At 42.4% G+C, this 22855-nt stretch carries 22 protein-coding genes and 5 tRNA genes; 2 read left to right on the forward strand and 25 right to left on the reverse strand.

Annotation, left to right across the window (positions count from 1 at the left end; all coding sequences use genetic code 11):
• Positions 1 to 198 precede the first annotated feature (198 nt).
• Positions 199 to 1104: a LysR family transcriptional regulator gene (locus tag BM095_RS07425; RefSeq protein ID WP_091659587.1), complete on the forward strand. Its 906-nt coding sequence runs from the start codon at positions 199 to 201 to the stop codon at positions 1102 to 1104.
• A 320-nt stretch (positions 1105 to 1424) separates the two neighbouring features.
• Here BM095_RS07425 and rlmH read toward each other — a convergent pair whose 3' ends face one another.
• The 25 genes from rlmH to BM095_RS07545 form a co-directional block, all read right to left on the reverse strand.
• On the reverse strand, positions 1425 to 1904 hold the full coding sequence (gene rlmH / locus BM095_RS07430; RefSeq protein WP_091659590.1) for a 23S rRNA (pseudouridine(1915)-N(3))-methyltransferase RlmH: 480 nt from the start codon (positions 1902 to 1904) through the stop codon (positions 1425 to 1427).
• A gap of 307 nt (positions 1905 to 2211) precedes the next feature.
• Positions 2212 to 3456 carry a S1C family serine protease gene (locus tag BM095_RS07435; RefSeq protein WP_091659593.1) on the reverse strand — a complete coding sequence of 415 codons (1245 nt, stop codon included), beginning with the start codon at positions 3454 to 3456 and terminating at the stop codon, positions 2212 to 2214.
• A 178-nt stretch (positions 3457 to 3634) separates the two neighbouring features.
• Entirely contained in the window at positions 3635 to 4429 is a 795-nt protein-coding gene (locus BM095_RS07440; RefSeq protein ID WP_091659595.1) for an MBL fold metallo-hydrolase, read from the reverse strand.
• Positions 4430 to 4449: 20 nt separating this feature from the next.
• Complete coding sequence (locus tag BM095_RS07445) at positions 4450 to 5295, reverse strand: two-component system regulatory protein YycI (RefSeq protein WP_091659598.1); 846 nt, start codon at positions 5293 to 5295, stop codon at positions 4450 to 4452.
• A gap of 1 nt (position 5296) precedes the next feature.
• Positions 5297 to 6616, reverse strand: coding sequence for a YycH family regulatory protein (locus BM095_RS07450; RefSeq protein ID WP_091659600.1), 1320 nt, complete (start codon positions 6614 to 6616; stop codon positions 5297 to 5299).
• Positions 6613 to 8439 carry a cell wall metabolism sensor histidine kinase WalK gene (gene walK / locus BM095_RS07455; protein WP_091659603.1) on the reverse strand — a complete coding sequence of 609 codons (1827 nt, stop codon included), beginning with the start codon at positions 8437 to 8439 and terminating at the stop codon, positions 6613 to 6615. Before walK ends, BM095_RS07450 begins: the two co-directional genes overlap by 4 nt.
• A gap of 5 nt (positions 8440 to 8444) precedes the next feature.
• Entirely contained in the window at positions 8445 to 9152 is a 708-nt protein-coding gene (gene yycF / locus BM095_RS07460) for a response regulator YycF (protein WP_091659606.1), read from the reverse strand.
• A 343-nt stretch (positions 9153 to 9495) separates the two neighbouring features.
• Positions 9496 to 9571, reverse strand: a tRNA-Phe gene (locus BM095_RS07465).
• Positions 9572 to 10041: 470 nt separating this feature from the next.
• A tRNA-Asp gene (locus BM095_RS07470) sits at positions 10042 to 10117 on the reverse strand.
• A gap of 525 nt (positions 10118 to 10642) precedes the next feature.
• A tRNA-Val gene (locus BM095_RS07475) sits at positions 10643 to 10718 on the reverse strand.
• Positions 10719 to 10720: 2 nt separating this feature from the next.
• Positions 10721 to 10795 (reverse strand) — tRNA-Glu (locus BM095_RS07480).
• A gap of 48 nt (positions 10796 to 10843) precedes the next feature.
• Positions 10844 to 10919: transfer RNA gene (locus BM095_RS07485), tRNA-Lys, on the reverse strand.
• A gap of 184 nt (positions 10920 to 11103) precedes the next feature.
• Positions 11104 to 12393, reverse strand: coding sequence for an adenylosuccinate synthase (locus tag BM095_RS07490; protein WP_091659609.1), 1290 nt, complete (start codon positions 12391 to 12393; stop codon positions 11104 to 11106).
• A 209-nt stretch (positions 12394 to 12602) separates the two neighbouring features.
• The gene (dnaB, locus tag BM095_RS07495) at positions 12603 to 13967 is read right to left on the reverse strand and encodes a replicative DNA helicase (protein WP_091659612.1); all 1365 of its coding nucleotides are present in this window, start codon (positions 13965 to 13967) and stop codon (positions 12603 to 12605) included.
• 39 nt (positions 13968 to 14006) lie between these two features.
• Positions 14007 to 14450 (reverse strand): 50S ribosomal protein L9, encoded by a 444-nt coding sequence (rplI, locus tag BM095_RS07500; RefSeq protein ID WP_091659615.1) that lies wholly within the window; start codon positions 14448 to 14450, stop codon positions 14007 to 14009.
• Positions 14447 to 16417 carry a DHH family phosphoesterase gene (locus BM095_RS07505; RefSeq protein ID WP_091659619.1) on the reverse strand — a complete coding sequence of 657 codons (1971 nt, stop codon included), beginning with the start codon at positions 16415 to 16417 and terminating at the stop codon, positions 14447 to 14449. Before BM095_RS07505 ends, rplI begins: the two co-directional genes overlap by 4 nt.
• 14 nt (positions 16418 to 16431) lie before the next feature.
• Complete coding sequence (locus BM095_RS07510; RefSeq protein WP_091659622.1) at positions 16432 to 17412, reverse strand: YybS family protein; 981 nt, start codon at positions 17410 to 17412, stop codon at positions 16432 to 16434.
• A gap of 136 nt (positions 17413 to 17548) precedes the next feature.
• Positions 17549 to 17680: a hypothetical protein gene (locus BM095_RS16855; protein WP_281243875.1), complete on the reverse strand. Its 132-nt coding sequence runs from the start codon at positions 17678 to 17680 to the stop codon at positions 17549 to 17551.
• A gap of 243 nt (positions 17681 to 17923) precedes the next feature.
• Entirely contained in the window at positions 17924 to 18151 is a 228-nt protein-coding gene (rpsR, locus tag BM095_RS07515; RefSeq protein WP_091659624.1) for a 30S ribosomal protein S18, read from the reverse strand.
• A 53-nt stretch (positions 18152 to 18204) separates the two neighbouring features.
• Entirely contained in the window at positions 18205 to 18699 is a 495-nt protein-coding gene (gene ssb / locus BM095_RS07520) for a single-stranded DNA-binding protein (RefSeq protein WP_091659627.1), read from the reverse strand.
• Between the two features lie 20 nt (positions 18700 to 18719).
• Complete coding sequence (gene rpsF, locus BM095_RS07525; RefSeq protein WP_091659629.1) at positions 18720 to 19007, reverse strand: 30S ribosomal protein S6; 288 nt, start codon at positions 19005 to 19007, stop codon at positions 18720 to 18722.
• Positions 19008 to 19115: 108 nt separating this feature from the next.
• The gene (locus BM095_RS07530) at positions 19116 to 19373 is read right to left on the reverse strand and encodes a hypothetical protein (protein ID WP_143083199.1); all 258 of its coding nucleotides are present in this window, start codon (positions 19371 to 19373) and stop codon (positions 19116 to 19118) included.
• Positions 19374 to 19460: 87 nt separating this feature from the next.
• Positions 19461 to 20561 (reverse strand): redox-regulated ATPase YchF, encoded by a 1101-nt coding sequence (gene ychF, locus BM095_RS07535; RefSeq protein WP_091659635.1) that lies wholly within the window; start codon positions 20559 to 20561, stop codon positions 19461 to 19463.
• Between the two features lie 155 nt (positions 20562 to 20716).
• Positions 20717 to 20917 (reverse strand): DUF951 domain-containing protein, encoded by a 201-nt coding sequence (locus BM095_RS07540; RefSeq protein ID WP_091659638.1) that lies wholly within the window; start codon positions 20915 to 20917, stop codon positions 20717 to 20719.
• 71 nt (positions 20918 to 20988) lie between these two features.
• Entirely contained in the window at positions 20989 to 22005 is a 1017-nt protein-coding gene (locus BM095_RS07545; RefSeq protein ID WP_091659641.1) for a YkvI family membrane protein, read from the reverse strand.
• 100 nt (positions 22006 to 22105) lie between these two features.
• Between BM095_RS07545 and yyaC the strand changes: the two genes are divergently transcribed.
• Positions 22106 to 22804: a spore protease YyaC gene (gene yyaC, locus BM095_RS07550; protein ID WP_091659643.1), complete on the forward strand. Its 699-nt coding sequence runs from the start codon at positions 22106 to 22108 to the stop codon at positions 22802 to 22804.
• The last annotated feature ends 51 nt before the right edge of the window (positions 22805 to 22855 follow it).

The raw sequence follows: 22855 nt of genomic DNA on the forward strand, positions 1-22855 counted from the left end.
AATGGAATGATCTAAACAATATGAAAAATAGATAAGATTAATGCTAAAATGAGATAAGGGCGAAAAAACAATTGATTTTGTCGACAATATGTGATTGGTAGCGCTATCATTCGAGAAAATATACCCATTATCTTTTTATTTTTTTTAAAAACTTTGCAGAAAAAATGCCTATGATGGACCAAGATGAGGTGAGGGAAAGTGGAATTTAGACAAATACAGTATTTTATTGAAGTGGCAAAGCGAGAACATGTCACGGAAGCTGCACTGGCTTTGCATGTTGCTCAATCAGCTGTCAGTAGACAAATCTTTAATTTAGAAGCAGAGTTAGGGGTGGACTTATTTATTCGCGAAGGACGCAGTGTAAAATTAACACCGATTGGAAAAACGTTTTTAGAGCATATGGAGCAAGCGATGCGAGTCATCGATAACGCACTTCGTGAAGTAAAGGAATATGCGGATCCTAACCAAGGGACGATACATATCGGTTTTCCGAGCAGTCTTGCTGCGTTTATGCTCCCTACTGTAGTATCAGCTTTTCGTGAAAAAAATCCTCACGTGAAATTTCAGCTCAAACAAAGCTCGTATCATAATCTTATTACGGATGTAGTCAAAGGGGAGATTGATATGGCTTTATTAGGCCCAGTTCCTCATGAAGAAAACAAAGTAGAGGGCAGCATTCTTTTTTCAGAAAATATCGTCGCCCTTCTTCCTGTTGACCATCCGTTGGCTGAAAACCGTGCGATCAGTCTGAATCAGCTGCGAAAAGATTCATTTATTTTGTTCCCAACTGGTTTTATACTTAGAGAAATTATTGTGGAATCCTGCCAAAAACTCGGTTTTGAGCCAAATGTCTCATTCGAAGGAGAAGATATCGACGCCATCAAAGGACTAGTCTCAGCAGGTCTGGGAGTTACATTAATTCCGGAAATTACTTTAGTGGATAATGTTCCTCGTTCTACAGTAAAAGTACCAATTATTGAACCAGAAGTGACACGTACCGTGGGAGTGATCATTCCAAAGGAACGCGATTTACTGCCGACTGAAAAATTGTTTTATGAATTTCTCAGAGACTTTTTTGTAACTCTTGATAAATTTCAACAATAAATGCGATACAAGAAAATCATTCTCCGCTTCATAAGACGGAGCTGCGTCAACTTTGCTTTTGACCAGCCCCGGCGGATCTAGAGTATTCTTATTTAGGTTCTGTAAAATTTGTTGGGGTTATTAATCATTTTTCTACGGCTTGGATGACTCTTTAGGCTCGCTTGCCGCGGGCAACGCTTCAACTTCCTCGGCAGCAAATCGCTGCCTGCGGGATTTTCAGCTGTTGCTTTTCCCGCAGGCGTCTCACCTGTTCGCCATCAACCTTTTTTAAGAAATGGAAGAATCTAATCCTATTCACCCCAACATTTGTTTTAGAACCCTTATTTATGATAAGCGGAGCCTTGATTAATTTGAAACATGCGATATATTTGTTCCATCAGCATCAGACGAATCAGTTGGTGAGGAAACGTTAACTCAGAAAAAGACCATGTGAAATCGGCTCTCCGTAACACGTCTGGGGCCAACCCTAAAGAACCTCCTATGACAAAGGCTATTTTACTTTTTCCGTGTAATGCTAATTTATCTATCGTCTCCGCTGCTTTTTCTGAGGATAACATGCGGCCGTGTGGGTCTAATGCAAATACGTACATATTATCTTGTATTTTATCGAGGATTTTTTCTCCCTCTTTTTGTTTCACCTGCTGTTTTTCTTTTTCAGCTGCATTTTCCGGTATCTTCTCATCTGATACTTCTATCATCGTTAGTTTTGCATGCGGCTTCATTCTTTTGGCATATTCATCTATCCCTTGTTTTAAATACTTCTCCTTTAACTTACCCACAGCGATGATGGTTATATTCATTCCTATCTCTCCTCATAAGTTATACACAAAATTATTCCACATATCCACACCTGTTGTTAAGGGTTTCCTTGAACTTTTACACACAACTGTGAATATATTGTGGATAAGTATATTTGTTATCCCTCTGATTTGAACTTTTTTATTAACACTTAAGCTCCACCGCACCATAACAAACGAATTATCCCCATAAAGAAATAAGACGCCTGGTGCTAGACCTAGCTAACCCCTTTTACAAAGTTATCCATAGGCAAATAGAAATTCTATAAACAACAAAAACCTCCGGAGAATGTCCCCGGAGGTCGTTCTATTAAAAGTCTTGTTGTGCCGTTAATTTCAGTTCTGTCGTTTGTTGTTCGCCGTTACGATAAAAGGTAATTTCAACTGTATCTCCCACTTCGGCTTTGGTATACAAATACTTTCTTATATCGTGGCCGTCTGTCATCTCTTCACCGTCCATCGCAACAATCACATCATATTGCTGCAATCCGGCCTGTTCTGCGGGACTTCCTTGGACAACATTTGTAATGAATACGCCACTTTCTACCTCTGGTGGAAGCTTTAATGTTTCCTGCCAATGATAGCTTGGAATTTCACTTAGCGAACGGATTCCTACACCCATTTGAGGGCGTTCTACCTGTCCATGTTCTTCTAAATCTTCAATAACCGGCAGCGCTACAGACGTCGGTATCGCAAACCCAATCCCTTCTACCGCGGATTGAGCGATTTTCATGGAGTTGATTCCGATGAGCTGTCCTTTAATATTAATTAAAGCTCCCCCGCTATTACCTGGGTTAATGGCAGCGTCTGTTTGAATAACTTCTGCATTCCAGTCCGGGTTGCCGTCACCGGTTAAATCCACAGGGATACTGCGTTCCGTGGCACTGATAATCCCTTGCGTCACCGTATGGGAAAGATGGGTCCCTAATGGGTTGCCAATAGCGATTGCCGGTTCTCCTACTCTCAGTTTGTCTGAGTTTCCAAATTCCGCCACGGTTTCCACATGCTCCGCATTTACACGCAGGACAGCCAAGTCTGTCAACACGTCCGATCCTACTATTTCTGCTTCAATTCTCTTCTCATTCGCGAGACTTATTTCTACTTGGTTCGCGCCTTCAATCACATGGTGATTCGTGACGACGAAAGCACTGTCTCCTTCGACTTTATAAATAACACCAGAACCTGTTCCTCTATTAACTGCTTGTCCCTCTTCTTGCCAGAATTCAGTCTGTTGTAAGTTAAAGACCCCCACTACCGCATTAGAAACCTTGTCCACTGCTTCCGTTACGTCCGAGTTCACCGAGACATTCACAGTCTGCTGCTGATTCTCTATGATGGAGGAATCTTGATTCGCCGTTGTCTCCTCTTCCGTTGTTGGCGAAGTTTCTTCCCCTGCGGCGTTTGAAAAAATTCCAGCTTGATTTAAGAAAGGAATCGCTAGTACAACAAGGATGGCTCCAATCAATGCTCCGATTAAACCAGCCAGCCCCGCTCTGCGGCGATTTTTCCTTTCCCGTGTCTTTTCATCCTGCATATGGTCATCATAATAGCCCATTCACCGACACCTTCCTGTTCTTCTGTAGGTATTTTATAAGTATGGTTAGACCTGTATGAAATACCTTCTTAGACCGACCAGAAAGAAGCTTTAGTCCTAAAGTAATATACCCCCAAGGACAGTTGTTACACTATCCCTCGTATGATGAAAATATAACAAAATAAGCGAATTGTCTACTCTAAAGCGTAACGAGAGTGGTAGCTTCTTCAGGATCCGTGTCGTGTAAAGAGAATTGATAGCCGACACCTGATTCTTCTTGTTCCAATATCTGCGTGACGGTCATGCGGGCCAGGTCTTTCATATTATTATCTTTGCTCAAGTGAGCTAAATAAATACGAGAAGTTTGATCTCCTACAATTTCAGTAAGAGCGTAAGCAGCATCTTCATTAGACACATGACCAGAATCTCCTAAAATCCTTCTTTTTACATTCCATGGATAGCGTCCCATTCTCAGCATGTTCATATCATGATTCGATTCAAAAATAAGCATATCTGAATTACGGATCGTTCCTTTAATTTCTTCGCTCACATATCCCATATCTGTAGCCAAAGACAATTTCTTGCCTTCATGGTGGAAAACGAAAAACATGGGATCTGCGGCATCATGTGAGACGCGAAAGGATTCAATATCAAGGTCTGCCATGGACTGGACGGTGCCACGCTCAAAAATAAACTTTTGACCGTTATCGATCGTTCCGAGATTCGGTTCCATGGCTGCCCATGTTTTTTCATTTGCAAAAATGGGGAGTCCGTATTTTCTTGCAAGCACCCCCACACCTTTTATATGATCGCTATGCTCGTGGGTGACAAGTATCCCATCCAATTCATTTGGACTTCGGGAGATTTGCTTTAATAAAGATTCCACTTTCTTTCCACTGAGACCTGCATCTACTAACAATCTTTTTTTATCTGTCTCCACGTAAAAAGCATTCCCCGTACTTCCGCTCGCAAGTACACTGAATGATAATGCCATAACCGATTTCACTCTCCATACTATCCTTCACTGGATGTTTCTTCTGTCATTTCTTCAGCTGTGTTCTCTTCCTGTATTCCTTCAATATTATCCGTATCCCCGATGGATTCCTGAATCGAACCATCAATCGCGTGAACTAAATAACTTGATTCCTCATTCACTTGAATTTGGTACATCGGTGCAAATACTTGTACATCCCCTTCTGGGCTAAACAAACTATAATATCCTAGTTCGATCTGAGAGATTTCATCATTAAATGATATAATGGCTTCATTTAACAACACTTCAATCGCTTTGTAAGGGGCAAGCATATCTTTCTCTTTTCCTTCTTCATTGAATTCTAAATAACTTTGAATATAGCTTACTATTTCCTGATCTTCATTAAAAAACAGTACAAGCTGATTCTCAGCGTAGGTAACAACGATGTGTTCTTGAAAGGTTTGATTGAAAAACATCTGTCCCTCATCCTGATTCCAGCTTGTATAGGAGTACTCCTCCGCATGGACAACATGATCTCTTAAAAAGTTCTCCACGTCTCTTTCAGGATCAGTAATCTTATAAGGATCCTCTAACGTTACTTCGATAAAACGATTATTTAAGACGGTGACTTGTTCCTCTCCGGCTTTGTTTATAACTTCCTCTGAAATATCCATCGTTTGGCCTACAATATGACTGATTTCACTTTTATCCTCTGGAAGTTCCTCTGTGACTGTAATATTCATATCAGCTAATCTTTCTTTCACCGTAGCTTGAGCACGAACATTAATGTCCCCTTCGTTTCTTTTTTCAATCAACTGGTAGATGAGAAAAGTGTTGAGCAGGAGGAAGGTGACAATAAAAATGGTCTTTGTTCGACTCCAATCCATCTTATTCCTCCTCCTTGTTCGGTTCTACAGAATACCAGGAACCATCGTACTTCACATACCAACTTGGCTCAAAACGAATCACGAGATTATCTGTTTTTTCCATTTGATATCCTACTTGGATATTCTCAATACGATCGGTTTCAAACTGTCTTTCCACGTAGGCGAGAACCTCTGACCCTGAAGCGAGTTCTTCTGCTCCTTGTGTGTCAATTGGACTCTCATCTAGATTAAATAAAGGTCGCGAAAACTCCGAGACTTGTCCACCCGAGCGGCTGACATTTATGGAAGCCAGATCGCGGCCGCGGGACTCAAATACCGGCAATCCGGCTACAACCATACGGTATGTTGCATGTTCCCCGCTTCTTCTATGTTCCCAATCATAGAGGCGATAGTCATCCGTCCAGCCGCCACCACGTGAATTAACAAAATCAAAAGTGGTAGTGACGACATGCTGCTGATTATCACTGGAGTTTTCACTATAGACCGGGTTGACGTAAGTGAGATAATCACCGTTATCCTCCAGACTCATCATTCGGTTCCCATCAGTAAACGAGGCTTCCTGATTATCTTGATGATATTGTCTCACGTAATCCGAGTCACTGAAAAGCAAGCTCAAAAAGTCATTATAATTAAGAGCGGTTGATGTATCAGACACACTATTATACGTAATAGGCTCTGCTGGAAGATAAACTGTCTTTTGAATAAAATCACTGCCAGGCAGTTCATATGGGAATACTTCCGGAAATTCATCCATTCTCTCGATATACCGCTCTCTAAATTCAGATAAACTAAAATTCGTTTCTCCTTCCAACACCACAGGTTCGCTGTAAGAGACAAACTTTACTTGTAGGTTTTCACTGTCTCCCCCTTGATCCGACAAAATAATACGATCCACGGAATCGATCGATAAATAAGGAGTATCCGATTCAATGTCTAATATACGCTCTAAGGCTTCCCCTGGAATAGGGGCAGGAAACACTAATTCTGCCTCCCGTTGGCCGTCATACAAATCTCGTATCTCATAATCTTGGTTTAAAGTTATATCTTCAAATCGAGAGTCGAGAAAATCTTCGTAGAAAGCAGACAATAAACGATCCGATCCATCCACTCCGTGCTGATCAACTCCTTGGTGAAAAACTAACTGCTGCGGCCAAATAACTTCTTTTAAGGACAGCTCTTTCCCCAAGTTTTCACTCGGGACATAGCCAGTATCTTCATCTAACAGTGCATAATTCGGCTGGTAATTCCACAGCTGCCACGTTAGGAATACACTAATAGCCACAAGGATTGTTAAAGTCCAGGACTTTATACGTTCTTTCATTCACCAACACTCGCTTTTTTCGCTATGGAATAAGGAAGGGTTACAGAGATGGTTGTTCCTTTTTTCCATACACTGTTTACACCAATCCGTCCTCCATGGGCTTGTACTATTTCCTTGGCAATGGCAAGGCCTAACCCCGTTCCCCCGAGGTTTCTTGCTCTTGCTTTGTCAACTCTATAAAACCGTTCAAAGATTTTTTCCTGACTTTCTTTTGGAATACCTACCCCTTCATCCGTTATTTCTATATCTACCGCTTGGCCTCGTGTAATCATTTGAATCATAATCATTCCACCATCGGGTGAGTATTTGACGGCATTGGAAACAATGTTATCAAAGACCTGAACCATTTTATCTTTGTCCATATCGACATATACCGGATGCTTAGGGAACTGTTTTCGGATATCAATGTTCTTGTCTTTCGTGATCATTTGGAAACGTTCTGTAATCTGACTAAGTAATTCTTTCAGATCGGTTGGAGCAAACGTCATTTGGACTTCATCGTTATCCATGCGTGATAGCTGCAGCAAATCATTGACTAGTCGGATCATTCGCTCTGTCTCATTTTGAGTGACGTTTAAGAAACGAGGGCCTAAACTCTCATCCTCCATCGCTCCCTCTTCCAACGCTTCTAGATAGCTTCGCATTGTAGTAAGAGGAGTTCGCAACTCGTGAGACACATTGGCCACAAATTCACGCCGATCTCTTTCAATTTTTTCTTTTTCTGTCACGTCATGGAGGACTGTAATCAAGCCATTCACTGGTCCTTCTTCATTACGGATCACCGAAAAGTGAGCCTCTAATAAGAAATCTTCTTGTTCATTACTAAAATCCAGTAAGATAGGCTCCGTATAATCATACAAATCACTCGGTGCTATGTTGCCGGAAAGGTCTAACACTTCTGGCAGAGAGGTTCCCATAATTTCTTTACTATCCACGTCTAACAGACGCTCTGCTCGTGTATTCATCAAAATGATATGTCCTAATTCATCGGTTGCAATCACACCATCCGTCATATGGGATAACACAGAGCTCAGTTTTTTTCTTTCGCCTTCTGTATTAGCATGGGCTTCTTTCAAATTCATCGTCAATACATTAAATGATTCTGCAAGTTGTCCAATCTCATCCTGACCGTACACTTTTACCCTTCTTGAGAAATCTCCTTCTCCCATGACTTTCGCCTGTTTCTTCATATCAACGATCGGTCGTGTAATCGTCTGAGAGACAAGAATGCCAAGTAACGCTGTAATAGCGAGGGCAATAAATGTACCATTTAAAAAAATGTTATTGATTTCTTCCAACTCTGCATAAATACTTTCAATGGATGCTTCTATATAAATGGCACCAATAATTTCTCCATCAAGTTCCACCGGCTGTGCCATGACACGAATCCGATCGCCTGTCTCCGGGTCTCTTAAGGTAGAGGCATCTTCTGTCCCATACAAAGCACGCTCTATTCTTACCAATGTACTTTGTTGACCTACTATGTTCTGGTCATTCCAATTCGACGTTCCAATAACCCGCTGATTCGCATCGACCACCTGAACATCTAAATTTTCGAGGGAGAAAAACTCGTGTAGAAGTGCTTCTATATCATCTTCTAGCGGTTCTTCTTCTGGATTCCTATCTCTCGTCATTTCCTGACGGACGTTGTATTCTAACAAATCCGCTCGTTCTCGAAGCATGGCAAAATAATTATCCTCTAACTGCGATTCCAGCTCTCTCGTAAAATAGACACCAATCACTTGAACAGCTATAAAAATCAACAGTATAAAAATGACAATCATTTTGACATGAATGGATCGAAAAAAATCGATAATTCTCATCGGCTCTATTTCTCCTGATCAGGGTGTTTTAAATAATAACCGACACCACGCCGTGTAACAATCCAGGTAGGGTAGCTTGGGTTGTCCTCCACTTTCTCACGTAACCGTCTGACGGTAACATCGACTGTACGAACATCACCAAAATAATCATATCCCCAGACCGCCTGCAGTAAGTGTTCTCTTGTCATGACTTGCCCAATGTGACGGGCAAGATAATGAATCAGCTCAAATTCTCGATGTGTTAAATCAACAGGCTCCCCTCTTTTGCTAACGAGATAAGCATCCGGATCGATTAAAAGATCTCCTACTTCAATTTGTTTTTGCTTGGACTGATTTTCCTCGGGCACCGCTTGAAGTCGTCTCAAATTTGCTTTCACACGAGCGATCAGCTCTCGCGTGCTAAATGGCTTTGTCACATAATCATCGGCTCCCAACTCCAGGCCAAGCACCTTATCAATTTCTGCATCTTTCGCAGTAAGCATAATAATAGGCATATCGTGATTTTTACGAATTTCTCGGCAAACTTCCATGCCATCCTTTTGAGGAAGCATAATGTCTAATAACACAAGATCAGGAACGGATTCCTCTACTCTTTTCAACGCTTCGCTGCCGTCATACGCCACGTCTACTTGAAATCCTTCTTTTTTTAGATTGAATTCTAGTATATCTGCAATCGGCTGCTCGTCATCCACTACGAGAATTTTTTCATCCATTTTTAATCGCTCCTAACTCTCCTATAGTTTCTTTTGTATATCATAGAATAATAATTTTGTTTTGTCTCTTCCTTCCCCATTGTACCATAGGGCGCTACCCCGACTTACTGCTCATTTTAAGAAAAGCCAAGATGCCTGCCTACCTGTGGTAATCGCGGGAAAGTTGCGGAAATGGCGAAACTGAAGCATTAAGAACAAAAGCGCAAAGCGACCGCCTAGCGACGACACACACTGGACGTAGCTAACCCTTTCACAATTCACAAGCGGATAGCTTTTATCATTTCCTCAATAACAAAAAACGCCTGGATTCTAACTCCAGACGTACCATGTCTTTTTATTAAAGTGGTGGCTCGAGACGGAATCGAACCGCCGACACGAGGATTTTCAGTCCTCTGCTCTACCGACTGAGCTATCGAGCCATATAATATTTTTCCTAATACATTCAGCTGGTTCTTTTGCTTTTTATGACGAGTTCCTCTGTCTGCTCCTCTTCTTGCCTATGCTTCGAAGAAATATGCGTCGCAGACAACTCGACGCTTATTCAGCGCTGTGATGCTCGTTGCTCTACCGACTGAGCTATCGAGCCATTTTAAAGTGTTTTCATAAATAACAGTGCTTCTCTTGCTTTCCGTTACGAGTTTCTCTGTCTGCTCCTCTTCCTGCCTATGCTTCGAAGAAATATGCGTCGCAGACAACTCGACGCTTATTCAGCGCTGTGATGCTCGTTGCTCTACCGACTGAGCTATCGAGCCATTTCAAAGTATTTACACAAACGATAGGTCTTCTTCTTGCTTTTCGTTACGAGTTCCTCTGTCTGCTCCTCTGCCTGCTTATGCTTCGAAGAAATGTGCGTCGCAGACAACTCGGTGCTTATTCGGTGTGATAATAATGGCGGGCCTGACGGGAATCGAACCCGCGATCTCCTGCGTGACAGGCAGGCATGTTAACCGCTACACCACAGGCCCTTCTTGTAAAGAATAAGCTGCGAATCTCTTCGTCAACTTCTTTCGTTCAGTCAGGTCACGTACCGATGTACGCTCCTTCCTTCTCTCCTTCGTTTCCTCGACCTTCTTGCTTCTTCTTTCCAACTCAGTCAGAGGTACGAATGGCTGCGAATCTCTTCGTCATCTTCTCTCGTTCTGTCAGGTCACGTACCAATGTACGCTCCTTCCTTCTCTCTTTCGTTTCCTCGACCTTCTTGCTTCTTCTTTACAAGTCTTTGGAAACGTTGCTGCGATTCTCTTCGTCATCTTCTTTCGTTCTGTCAGTTCACGTACCAATGTACGCTCCTTCCTTCTCTCTTTCGTTTCCTCGACCTTCTTGCTTCTTCTTTACAAGTCTTTGGAAACGTTGCTGCGATTCTCTTCGTCATCTTCTCTCGTTCTGTCAGGTCACGTACCGGCGTACGCTCCTTCCTTCTCTCTTTCGTTTCCTTGACCTTCTTGCTTCTTCCAATTCAGTCAAAGGAATGAACTGCTTAAACATATAGATGGTGGAGGGTGACGGGATCGAACCGCCGACCCCCTGCTTGTAAGGCAGATGCTCTCCCAGCTGAGCTAACCCTCCGTTGGTGACCCGTAGGGGATTCGAACCCCTGTTACCGCCGTGAAAGGGCGGTGTCTTAACCACTTGACCAACGGGCCTTTTCTATCTCTGTTCATAGAAAAACTAATTCTTATATGTATGTAAAATGGTGAGCCATGGAGGATTCGAACCTCCGACCCTCTGATTAAAAGTCAGATGCTCTGCCAGCTGAGCTAATGGCTCGTACAGTGTCATAGAATTTCTCTTTCTGTCGTAAGCGACAACATGAATAATATTACCACGTCATTTTTTTTATTTCAAGGACTTTTTTGCAAAAAAATCTTGGATGAGATCTCTCATGAGTGAGGCGTGTTCTCGGCTAAAAAAAATCCGATCAGATATAAGTTTTCTGATCGGATAAGAACCATTAGACGCCCCAAACACCTCGGACTAAATTTGTCTGGTTCCGGTCGGGACCTACCGAGAAAATACTGATAGGAATATTGGTTAATTGTGAGACGCGCTCAATATAATGACGTGCATTTTCAGGCAATTCATCCAATGAGCGGACGTCCGTTATGTCTTCCGTCCAACCTGGCATTTCTTCATAAACAGGTTCGCATTCAGCAAGAACTTTTAGACTAGCTGGAAATTCGTCCATCACTTCACCGCGATATTTATATGCTGTGCAAATTTTCACCGTCTCAATCCCGGTTAACACATCGATAGAGTTTAAAGAGAGGTTGGTAATCCCACTCACTCGGCGTGCGTGGCGTACGACGACGCTGTCAAACCAACCGACACGGCGTGCTCTGCCCGTTGTCGTTCCATACTCATTTCCTACTTCTCGAATACGATCGCCTGTCTCATCGGTCAATTCAGTTGGAAATGGGCCATCTCCGACACGGGTCGTATATGCTTTGGAAACCCCAATTACTTGTTGAATTTTTGAAGGACCGACACCTGAACCAATCGTCACTCCACCTGCAATAGGGTTGGAGGATGTTACAAATGGGTAAGTTCCCTGGTCAATATCCAGCATTACCCCTTGCGCTCCTTCGAACAAGACACGTCTTCCTTGATCAATCGCATCATTTAAGACGACAGAGGTATCACAAACGTATTTCGCAAAAAACTGGCCGTATTCATAATACTCTTCTAGGATGTCTTCCTTGGTGAAGCCGTCTATTTCATATACTTTTTCGAGTAAACGATTTTTTTCTTGCAAATTCCGCGCTAATTTTTCTTCGAATTCTTCTTTATCCAGTAAGTCAGAAATCCTTATGCCTGTTCTAGCTGCTTTATCCATATAAGCCGGCCCAATTCCTTTTCCTGTCGTTCCGATCTTATTGGTGCCTTTGCTCTTTTCTTCCGCTTGGTCGAGACGAATATGATACGGCAAAATAACGTGTGCCCGGTTAGAAATACGAAGATTGTTCGTATCTACACCTTGATCGTGAAGGTACTTTAATTCCTCCACTAAAGCCTTCGGATCTATAACCATGCCATTTCCAATCACACATATTTTATCTTTATAAAAAATCCCGGATGGAATTAAGTGAAGTTTGTATTTTTTTCCGTGGAATACAATGGTGTGTCCTGCATTATTGCCACCTTGATAACGAGCTACTACTTCTGCATTCTCAGAGAGATAATCGGTGATTTTCCCTTTTCCTTCATCTCCCCATTGGGTACCTACCACTACTACTGACGACAACTCGTCCACCTCCAGCGCCTGCGTTCACTAGGCTGCTTTATTATCATTTGTTATGTACTTTTCTTTGTTTGAATAAACCCTCGTAAAGTGTACCAATTCAGCATAAAAAAGTCAATAAAACACGAACAATATACGCGGCATTTGAAGATACGTTCGTAATAAAAAGCCTTAGTACAAGCGGCAACAAGTACTAAGGCTTTTTTTATTTCTTACGCCCCAGGTGGAGCTTGGCTTTCATCATGTCGTCTGTCTACATCTACGAACTTATTATACTCTTTAATAAACGCAAGCTCGACGGTTCCTACTGGGCCGTTACGCTGTTTTGCCAAAATAATTTCGATGATATTTTTATTCTCTGCTTCTTGGTCATAATAGTCTTCTCTGTACAAGAAAGAGACGATGTCCGCATCCTGTTCAATACTTCCTGATTCTCTCAAGTCAGACATCATTGGTCGTTTATCCTGCCTTGATTCCACTCCGCGGGATAGCTGAGACAACGCGATCACAGGTACCTCAAGTTCCCGTGCGAGCGCTTTTAAACTTCTCGAAATCTCCGACACTTCTTGTTGCCGGCTCTCTCCGCTTTTCGATGAACCCATAATTAGCTGTAAATAATCAATAACAATCATGCCAATGCCTCTCTCTTGCTTTAAACGGCGGCACTTAGCACGGATATCGTTCACACGAATTCCTGGAGAATCATCAATATAAATGCCAGCAGACGACAGGCTTCCCATCGCTAAAGTTAACTTTTGCCAGTCTTCTTCCTCTAAAGCACCTGTTCTCATTTTCGTGGCGTCTATGTTCCCTTCTGCACAAAGCATACGTTGTACCAATTGAGAGGCGCCCATTTCCAAACTAAAAATCGCAACATTTTCTCCGCTCTTTGTAGCTGCGTTTTGAGCAATGTTCAAGGCAAAAGCCGTTTTCCCCATAGAAGGACGTGCTGCCACAATGATTAAGTCACTTCGTTGAAAACCTGCTGTCATTCGATCTAGCTCTACATAACCGCTTGAAATACCAGTAATATCATTCTCGCGGTTCTGAAGCATTTCGATGTTATCATATGTTTCAATTAACACATCTTTTATGGAAACGAATGCTCCTGAGCTTCGTTGATGAGCTACTTCTAAAATCGAACGCTCCGCGTGATCTAATACTTCTTCTACGTCGTCTTCACTTTCATACCCATCGGAAACAATGTCTGTCGCTGTTTGAATCAATCGGCGCAGCAATGATTTCTCTTGCACAATTTTGCTGTAATAACCAACATTGGCTGCTGTCGGTACAGAATTAGCCAAGTCAGTTAGATAAGATAACCCGCCGACTTCCTCCAGCCAATTGTAATCTTGCAGGGCTGACGTAACGGTGACAAGGTCGACAGGATCTCCTTTTTCCCCAATTTCCAGCATGACGCGAAATATTCTCTGGTGGGCCACACGATAAAAATCTTCCGGTGTTAAACTCTCTGAAGCTGTGACAAGTGCTTCCCCTTCCAGAAAAACAGCTCCGATAACCGCTTGCTCGGCTTCCATGTTCTGTGGTGGCTTACGGTCTGTATATACATCGCTCATTTCCGGCTTCCTGCCTTTCTACGTAAATCAAACGCAACATTATTGCTCGACGACATGAATGTCTACAGTTGCGGTAACTTCCGGGTGAATTTTGATTGGTACTTTCGTAACTCCGAGCGTACGAATTGGCTCGTCTAGTTCGATTTTTCGTTTATCTACTTTCATATCCATCTTTTTAAGCGTTTCAGCGATTTGTTTTGTGGAGACTGCCCCAAATAAACGACCGCCTTCTCCTGCTTTCGCTGTCACCTTAACTGTTGTCTCTTCAAGCTGCTTTTTGAAGGCTTTTGCCTCTTCCAACCGCTCCTGAGCTTTCTTATCTTCACTTGCTTTCTTTGCCTTTAAGTTTTTTATATTGCCTTTGCTTGCTTCCACTGCAAGTTTGTTAGGGAGAAGATAGTTTCGTGCATATCCTTCCGATACGTCTTTCACTTCCCCTTTTTTCCCTTTTCCTTTTACGTCTTGTTGAAAGATTACTTTCATTCTTCTGTTCCTCCCTCCAAGTATTGATCAATCGCATTTTTCAGCTGTTCTTCTGCATCCTCGATGGAATCCGTATCCAACTGGGTGGCTGCGTTCGTCAAGTGTCCGCCTCCCCCCAGCGCTTCCATAATTAATTGCACGTTTACCTCGCCTAGCGAGCGGGCACTAATGCTCATCACCCCATCACGGCGTTTTGAAATAACAAAGGAGCCTTTTACGTCATTCATTGTCAGCAATATATCTGCGGCTTGAGCAATTAAAATCTGGTCTAGCGTCTCATCCGGTGATCCCACAGCAATCGCAAGACCATCTCTGTATATCGATGCACTTTCAATTAAACGGGAACGTCTGACATAGGTGTCAATATCCTCTTTTAAGAGCATTTGTACAAGTGTCGTATCTGCTCCGTGAGATTTTAAAAAGGAAGCAGCATCAAACGTACGTGAACCTGTTCGAATCGCAAAGCTTTTTGTATCTACCATGATACCAGCTAACATGGCTGTCGCCTCAAGGACATCCATTTCCAGCTTTTTCGGTTGATACTCCAGCAATTCGGTTACTAGCTCTGCTGTGGAAGAAGCATAAGGTTCCATGTACACAAGCACTGGATCCTTAATAAATTCTTCACTTCTACGGTGATGATCAAGCACAACCACCCGCTCAATCGCATCTACTAATCGAGGCTCAATCACTAAGGATGGTTTGTGTGTATCAACCACCACTAGAAGCGTGTGGCGGCTCAACTCGTCTAGTGCTTCATCCGGAGTAATAAACTGAGTCCATAGGTGCTCATGCTTACTTATTTCTTCCATCAGTTTTTGCACATCAGGGTTAATCTCATCGGGATCCACCACGACATACGCATCCTTTTCATTAACTTCGGCAATCTTTAAGACACCAATAGCAGCCCCTATCGCGTCCATATCTGGATTTTTATGACCCATGATGATCACTTGATCGCTTTCAAGAACAAAGTCTCGTAACGCATGAGAGATAACACGAGCGCGGACTCTCGTTCGTTTCTCCATAGCGTTTGACTTTCCTCCGTAAAAACGTACCTTTCCGTTTGTTTCCTTTATAGCTACTTGATCACCACCACGGCCTAACGCCAAATCTAAACTGGATTGCGCCAGATTACCGAGCTCTTTTAAAGAGGAGTCGCCACTTCCGATGCCGACACTTAATGTAATAGGAACTTTCTCTTTTCCTGTGACTTCCCGAACTTCGTCGAGAATTTCAAATCTGGTTTTCTCTAACTCACGCAACGCTTTTTTGTTCATGATTGCGATAAAACGGTCGGAAGAAATACTTCTAAGCAAAATTTGATATTCGCTGGCCCAACTGTTCAACAATGAGGTAATATGACTCATTAACTTACTTCGAACTTGATCTTCCATTCCTTGTGTCAATTCATCATAATTATCGAGGTCAATAATCCCAACGACCGTACGTTCATTGAGATACATAGCTCGCGTATTCGCTGTGTCTGTCATGTCAAAGAGATAAAAGAGCCGCTCTTCCTGTCTGATATATACGTAATAGTGGCGGTTTTCTAAAGTGATTTCGGTCGTCTCGTCCCCTTTTTTCACGGAAGAGGTCAAGTCTTCTGAGATCACTTTTATGGATTCACCAAGAAATTCATCGGGAAGATAGCTTGTCATATACGGGTTGGCCCATTGAATCTCATAGTCTTCATTAAATAGAACAATCCCAATCGGTAGTTCTGTCACAGCCTCTTCGCCCGCTTTATTGACTCGATGGGTTAACGTCCTAATATATTTTTCAAAATCACGATCAAATGATTTTTTAGCAAACAAGGTATACACGGCAATAGAGAGTAGCAGCAGAAATCCAAGCGCCCCTGCCTGCCACTGATAAAGAGAGAGAATACCAATAAAAATGATGGACAGTACAAACAGGGCGATCACATGATAACCGTGCCACCGTCTTAACAAAAACCTAGGCATAGCGTCAACCCCTACTAATTAGAAGATTCCATGCGTTTTTTCAATTGAAATCCTAAGTCAATTATACCTAAGATTCGGGCGAGAAGTAGAACGATTGGCAAGATTAATCCCGCCACTAATAAAACAATAGGCAGAGCTTTAGGAAGGCCTTTCACATATGCATAATAGAACATGACAGTGAAACCTTGTAAGGCCATAATTGTCTCCAATAATGGCATGAGATTCCAAATAACGATGTATAAGGCAGTCCCTTCTTCCACTCCAATTAAAAAAATAACGGATGTCACTAAATAATACCACAGCAAAGCTCTTGGGAAATTCCAGTTTCGAAATGCGGGGAAAGGAAGATATTTCATTCCTAAACGACGCATCACCACGTGAGCAATCATCTGTGAGATCACTGCATAAATAATCCCGGTGGCCACGATCAGGAGAGGACCCAAATATCCAATCTGTTCAATCATGTTTTGAAACGTTTCCAGATCCTGGGACCCTTCCTGACCCATAGCTCCTAACATGGACTCCGCTTGTTCGACCGACTGTCTCATGACATCTTGAAGAGCTGCAAGAGGATCAATATTTATTATAAGAATCGTTGCCGCATATAGCAAAATAAGAACACCTATGTATGCTAAACTGCTAGCGGCAGTAACAAAAAAAGCTTCCTTCTTCCGTCTAATTAAAGCCCCTGCCGTCACTCCGCCGGATCCAGCCAATAATGCATTCGGAAACCCGATAATTCCCCCTATAAAAAAAGAAAGTAACACTGTAACGACCATCATTAACAAACCGGCTCTCCATCCATGACGAGCAGTGTAGACGATAAAAGGAAGAGGTAAAAACCACAATACAATGGTCATAACAAAGGGCACGAAAAGAGCGAGAAAAAGCATAACGATAAATAAACCGCTTAAAAGAGCTCCTTCCGTTAACCTTTTAGCAGGCTGCACAAGCTTCACCTCATCCATTTCTTTATCAATTATCCATCTGTTCATTTTAATTCATTCTACCTAAAAAAGAAAGACGAACCCGGACCACTGACCTGGAAATAAAGGACAACGATCCGGGTTGGAAACCATTATTATATTTTTACTGTTTATTTTCTCTTCTATCCCTGCATCATATGTTTATTTATTCTGCGTCCGGCCATTCAAAAGTGAAATATTGGGAGTCAAGCTCTTCCTTCTCTACTTCTCCTGCACTCATTTCTTTCAATGTTTCCAATTGTTCATTTATTCGTGTAATATACTCTTCTACATGCATCGCATTCTTCCTCCTTCGAATTCTTGATAGTTTTGTCTGAATGGAATGTACGTGCCGGTCACTGACTGATGCCATCCTTTGAACTAGAAGAAGTTAATGGTTTATGTGGTTCGTTCTTAGTCTATGTAATACCCCTGGCTTTTGCCTCCTCAAACCTAAAAAAAGAAAAAGCTTCTATCCAATTTATTCCTTACCACAAAAAAATACCTCCCGGAAGACGGCCGGGAGGCAATGCATTTCATCTTATTGCTCTTTTGTATACGGAAGCAAAGCAATGTGACGAGCACGCTTAATAGCTTTCGTTAATTGGCGCTGATACTTAGCGGAAGTACCAGTCACACGACGAGGCAAAATTTTACCACGCTCTGAAATGAATTTCTTCAAAAGATCTACATCTTTATAGTCAATTTTTTCAATTTTATTGACCGTGAAATAGCACACTTTTCTACGCTTTCCTCTGCGACGTGCCATGTTTTCACCTACTTTCTTCAGAAATTATTCTATAGTGAGGGTCATAGGAGTTCCTAGAACGGTAAATCATCATCCGAAATATCAACCGGCTGACCATCGTCAGAAAAAGGATCTTCATTCAAGTTCGTGGAATTTCTATTCTGGTCTTGTCCAGAGCCAAAGTTTCTATTTCCACCACCGGCGAAGCTCTCATAATCATTCCGAGGACCACCGCTTCCAGATGAAGCATTACGAGGTTCCAAAAACTGAACGCTTTCCGCTTGAACTTCGACTACGTTTACACGGCGTCCCTCCTGGTTTTCATAACTGCGGCTTTGAATGCGGCCGTCAATACCTGCGAGGCTACCTTTTTTAAGATAGTTCGCTACATTTTCAGCCTGCTTCCTCCACACGACACAGTTAAAGAAATCAGCCTCACGCTCACCTTGCTGATTTGTAAACGGACGGTTGACAGCAATCCCGAAATTAGCTACTGCTACCCCGTTTGGTGTATATCTAAGTTCCGGGTCGCGGGTCAGACGGCCGACAAGCACTACCCGATTTATCATCGGAACCCCTCCCTCAATTCTTATTCATCTTCGTTAACGACTAGATGGCGAATAACGTTATCATCTATTTTTATCAGGCGGTCGAATTCTTTTGTCGCTTCTGGATCAGCTTTTGTGTAAATGAGTACATAATACCCGTCTTTGAAATCATTGATTTCATAAGCGAGACGACGTTTCCCCATTTCATCGACCTTCTCAATTTCTGCTCCGTTGTTTGTTAGAACGTTGTTGTAACGCTCAATTGTTTCTTTTACTGCACTTTCTTCAACAGTAGGAGCGAGAATGTAGATAATTTCATAGTTACGCATATGCGTCACCTCCTTTTGGACTTAACGGCTCTTTTTCTTGAAAAGAGCAAGGAGCAAAATTTCATTCTTTCATTTTACTCACACCGTAAGAGTATAGCAGAAATGAAATCAATATACAATAAGAAAAGCGACAGGCGCCTGTCTATCGGCGACAAGCGCTGGAGAAGGAAGTTCGACTAAAGAAAAAGGAACTTCTACTAAGACCGCCCACATCGTGTGGGCAACGTAGAAGCCACCGCCTCCTGCGGAAGTTCCTGTGATAACGTCGAACTGACCCACGTCGTGTGGGCCTAAGGTGGCTTTGCCGCCGCAGAGCGGGTTGAAGCGACTCAAGCCGATGGCGCCTAGAGCTGGACTATACTTCATAAACGTACCGTTTCTCATGCCACAAAAAAAGAAATGCCTTTCCCTTCCAGGAATGATCCGGCATTTCTCTTTTCTTCTCTGACTCTTCTATACGTTAAAGCGGAAGTGGATGACATCGCCGTCCTTGACGACATATTCTTTCCCTTCCAACCTTACTTTCCCGGCTTCTTTTGCCGCTGTCATCGATCCTGCATTCATCAGATCAACATAGCTGACCACTTCTGCACGTATAAAACCTCTCTCAAAGTCCGTATGAATGACTCCGGCAGCTTGAGGTGCTTTGGTTCCACTTTTAATTGTCCAGGCTCTTACTTCCTGTTCTCCTGCAGTAAAATAGGTTTCAAGGCCTAGCAGGCGATACGCTGCTCGAATGAGCTGATCCAAGCCGGCTTCCTGAATACCAAGCTCTTCAAGAAATTCCTGTCTTTCTTCCCCTTCTAACTCAGCAATTTCAGACTCAATTTTAGCACAAACCGTAATGACCTCTGACCCTTCGGAAGCCGCATGGTCTTTTACCGCCTTCACAAAGTCATTGTCTTCATCGCTAAGTAGATCTTCTTCACTTACGTTCGCTGCATATAAGACAGGCTTCATCGTTAACAGTTGGAAACCGCGAACAATTTTTCGTTCGTCTTCCGTTAAATCTACACTGCGAGCCGGTTCTTCATTTTCGAAAGCAGAGATCAGTTTCTGTAAAACCTCATGTTCTGCTATGGCGTCCTTGTCCTTTGACTTAGCAAGCTTAGCTACTTTGGAAGCACGTTTTTCCACCGTCTCTAAATCCGCTAATATGAGTTCAAGATTAATCACTTGAATATCCCTAATCGGATCGACACTCCCTGATACGTGAGTAATCTCTCCATCATCAAAACAGCGGACAACATGAGAAATAGCATCTACTTGACGAATATGGGACAAAAATTGGTTCCCTAAACCTTCGCCTTTGCTTGCGCCTTCTACAATACCGGCTATATCTGTGAACTCAAAGGCAGTAGGTACTGTCTTCTTTGGTTTCACTAGCTCTGTTAATTTCTGTAAACGTCCATCAGGTACTTCTACAATACCAACATTCGGATCAATCGTACAAAATGGATAATTCGCAGATTCTGCTCCTGCTTGTGTAATAGCATTAAATAATGTGGACTTTCCCACGTTAGGCAGACCTACGATCCCCGTAGTTAAAGCCATCTCTGTCACTTCCTTATATTATTCCTGTCACCATCACTCCATTATAAAAAGAACCTATTGATAATACAAGCAGGTAAGAATCATTCGTACGGAGAATTAAAAAAAGACCGGATATTCGTCTGCCCGGTCTCTTCTCCTATTTGGCGGAAAAATGTTCATGTCTCTTCTGCATGTTCAATGACTTTTTTTACTTTCTTAGAGAATTCCCGTCGCGGCAGCATGACACTATGACCGCATCCCTGGCATTTAATCCGGATGTCAGCTCCTAATCTGATGATTTTCCAACGGTTTTCTCCGCATGGATGAGGTTTTTTCATTTCTACAATGTCATTTAATGAAAAAAGGTTTTCAGCCATTCCCGACACCTCAATTCTATATCTGCCATCATACCTTTAATATACCAATCCTGTGCCTTTCACGCAAAAGCTTACACTTTTTTAAAGTAAAACGGGTGGATCAGAATAATAATGAGCAAATATAAATTTAAAATACCGTATATCGGGTATAGAACACCTATAAGACTGGAAAATCCAAACTGAGTCATCGGCAGCATCATACACAGTAAGAAAATGGCCAGCGCCCATGCAGGGAGAGAAAAGGCTGATTGAAGCCGACTCGTTAATCCAAATAACCCAGAAGCAGCAGTTGTAAAAACGGCAGACCATAAGAGAATTGCCATAAATGCGGTCGTATAGCTCGGATACGTTTCCAAGAGCGCAAACAGTGGTATTTCATAAAGCATGATATCTTCTGCGGCAGCAAGCAAAGATTCATTGTATAAAAAGGAAACGGATCCTAAAACCAGTCCGCTTCCTATACTCGCTACCCAAATCTCACCTTGATGTTTTATTTTTTTACCCACGGCGGACAGAACAGCGATGAGCGGCAATACATTGAGCGACGTAAAGGTGAAAGCAGACGGCCAATTACGCTGTTGTGTCGTCCAAATGGAATAGCCCTCTTCCACATTCGCCATGTAAAAAGTGAGAAGAACAACAGCTAAGCTGACAATCAAAATAGGAATAAGAATACCGTTGATGCTTGTCAGGCCTTGAATTCCCTTTATTGCGGTGATTAAGAGCAACCCGCACATGAACAAAATCCCTGCATTAAAAGGGATTTGAAAATATTCAAGTGCTGCTCCACCGCCTGCAATCATCACCCCTGTCGTTGTAAATAAATAAAACACAATGATCAAATCATACCCTTTAGACAAACGAGGACCCATTAATTCTTGGAGAACTTCTGCATAATCATCTGTTTGATGACGGTAACTGATAGTGAGCACCACATGGCAGCTGGACACAAACAAAAACGTAAAAATGACAATAGCCAGTCCACTTTCATAGCCAAAAAACTGCCATATTTCCTGGCCAGAAGCATATCCTGCACCAATCGTTGTACCAATAATGAGAAACATCCATTTTAGTCCATCTACGATCATCGCTCTCTCCCTCTGTTTCTGCTCATCAATTCAGAGTCAAACGTATAGAAATTAAACAAGGTTCCTATACTGGGACTAATATGAGTAAGGAGAGACCAATATGCTTGGAAAAAAATCATTCTCCAATCCATCGACTTTCTCGTTTCAAGTGCATTCGGAGTACGACCATGCTTCCACACAGCTTTCCGAACAACTAAAAAGAAAAGCAGAAGAAGTTCCTATTGACCGTGACCTCGTCATCATTTGTATTGGGACTGACCGTTCCACTGGAGATTCACTCGGTCCTTTAATTGGCTCTGCTTTAAAAAAGGAAAAACTTAGTAATTTTTATGTGTACGGAACTTTAGCAGATCCCGTTCATGCCGTTAACCTGGATGAAAAATTAGAAACGATCTTACATCTGCACAAGGATCCATTCATCATAGCTATCGATGCTTGTCTTGGCAGATTAAAGAACATCGGAAAGATTACTTTTTCAGAGGGGCCAGTCGTTCCGGGGGCTGCGATGAAGAAGAAGCTCCCAAATGTCGGTGATATGCATATTACTGGAATTGTAAACGTAAGTGGATTGATGGAGTATTTTGTTCTCCAGAATACTCGTCTTCACACCGTAATGACGATGGCAGAATGTGTTTCTGAAGGATTTTTATTAGCGGATAAAAAAATGAAAAACCGTCAAGTCTCCTTATCATTCCAACAGGACGTTGAATCAAAATACCGTTCCCATGGATTTTCTAAATCAGAGACTGCTTTCTCCTTACAAGACGACATACAAAACGAAGGTTTTTCCTCAAAATAAAAAACTGCAAGCGCCTGACGTTCCTTCTTTCAAAGATGAACTCAGGCGTTT

This window comes from Alteribacillus iranensis, from assembly GCF_900113025.1.
In the GTDB taxonomy this organism is placed as follows: domain Bacteria; phylum Bacillota; class Bacilli; order Bacillales; family Marinococcaceae; genus Alteribacillus_A; species Alteribacillus_A iranensis.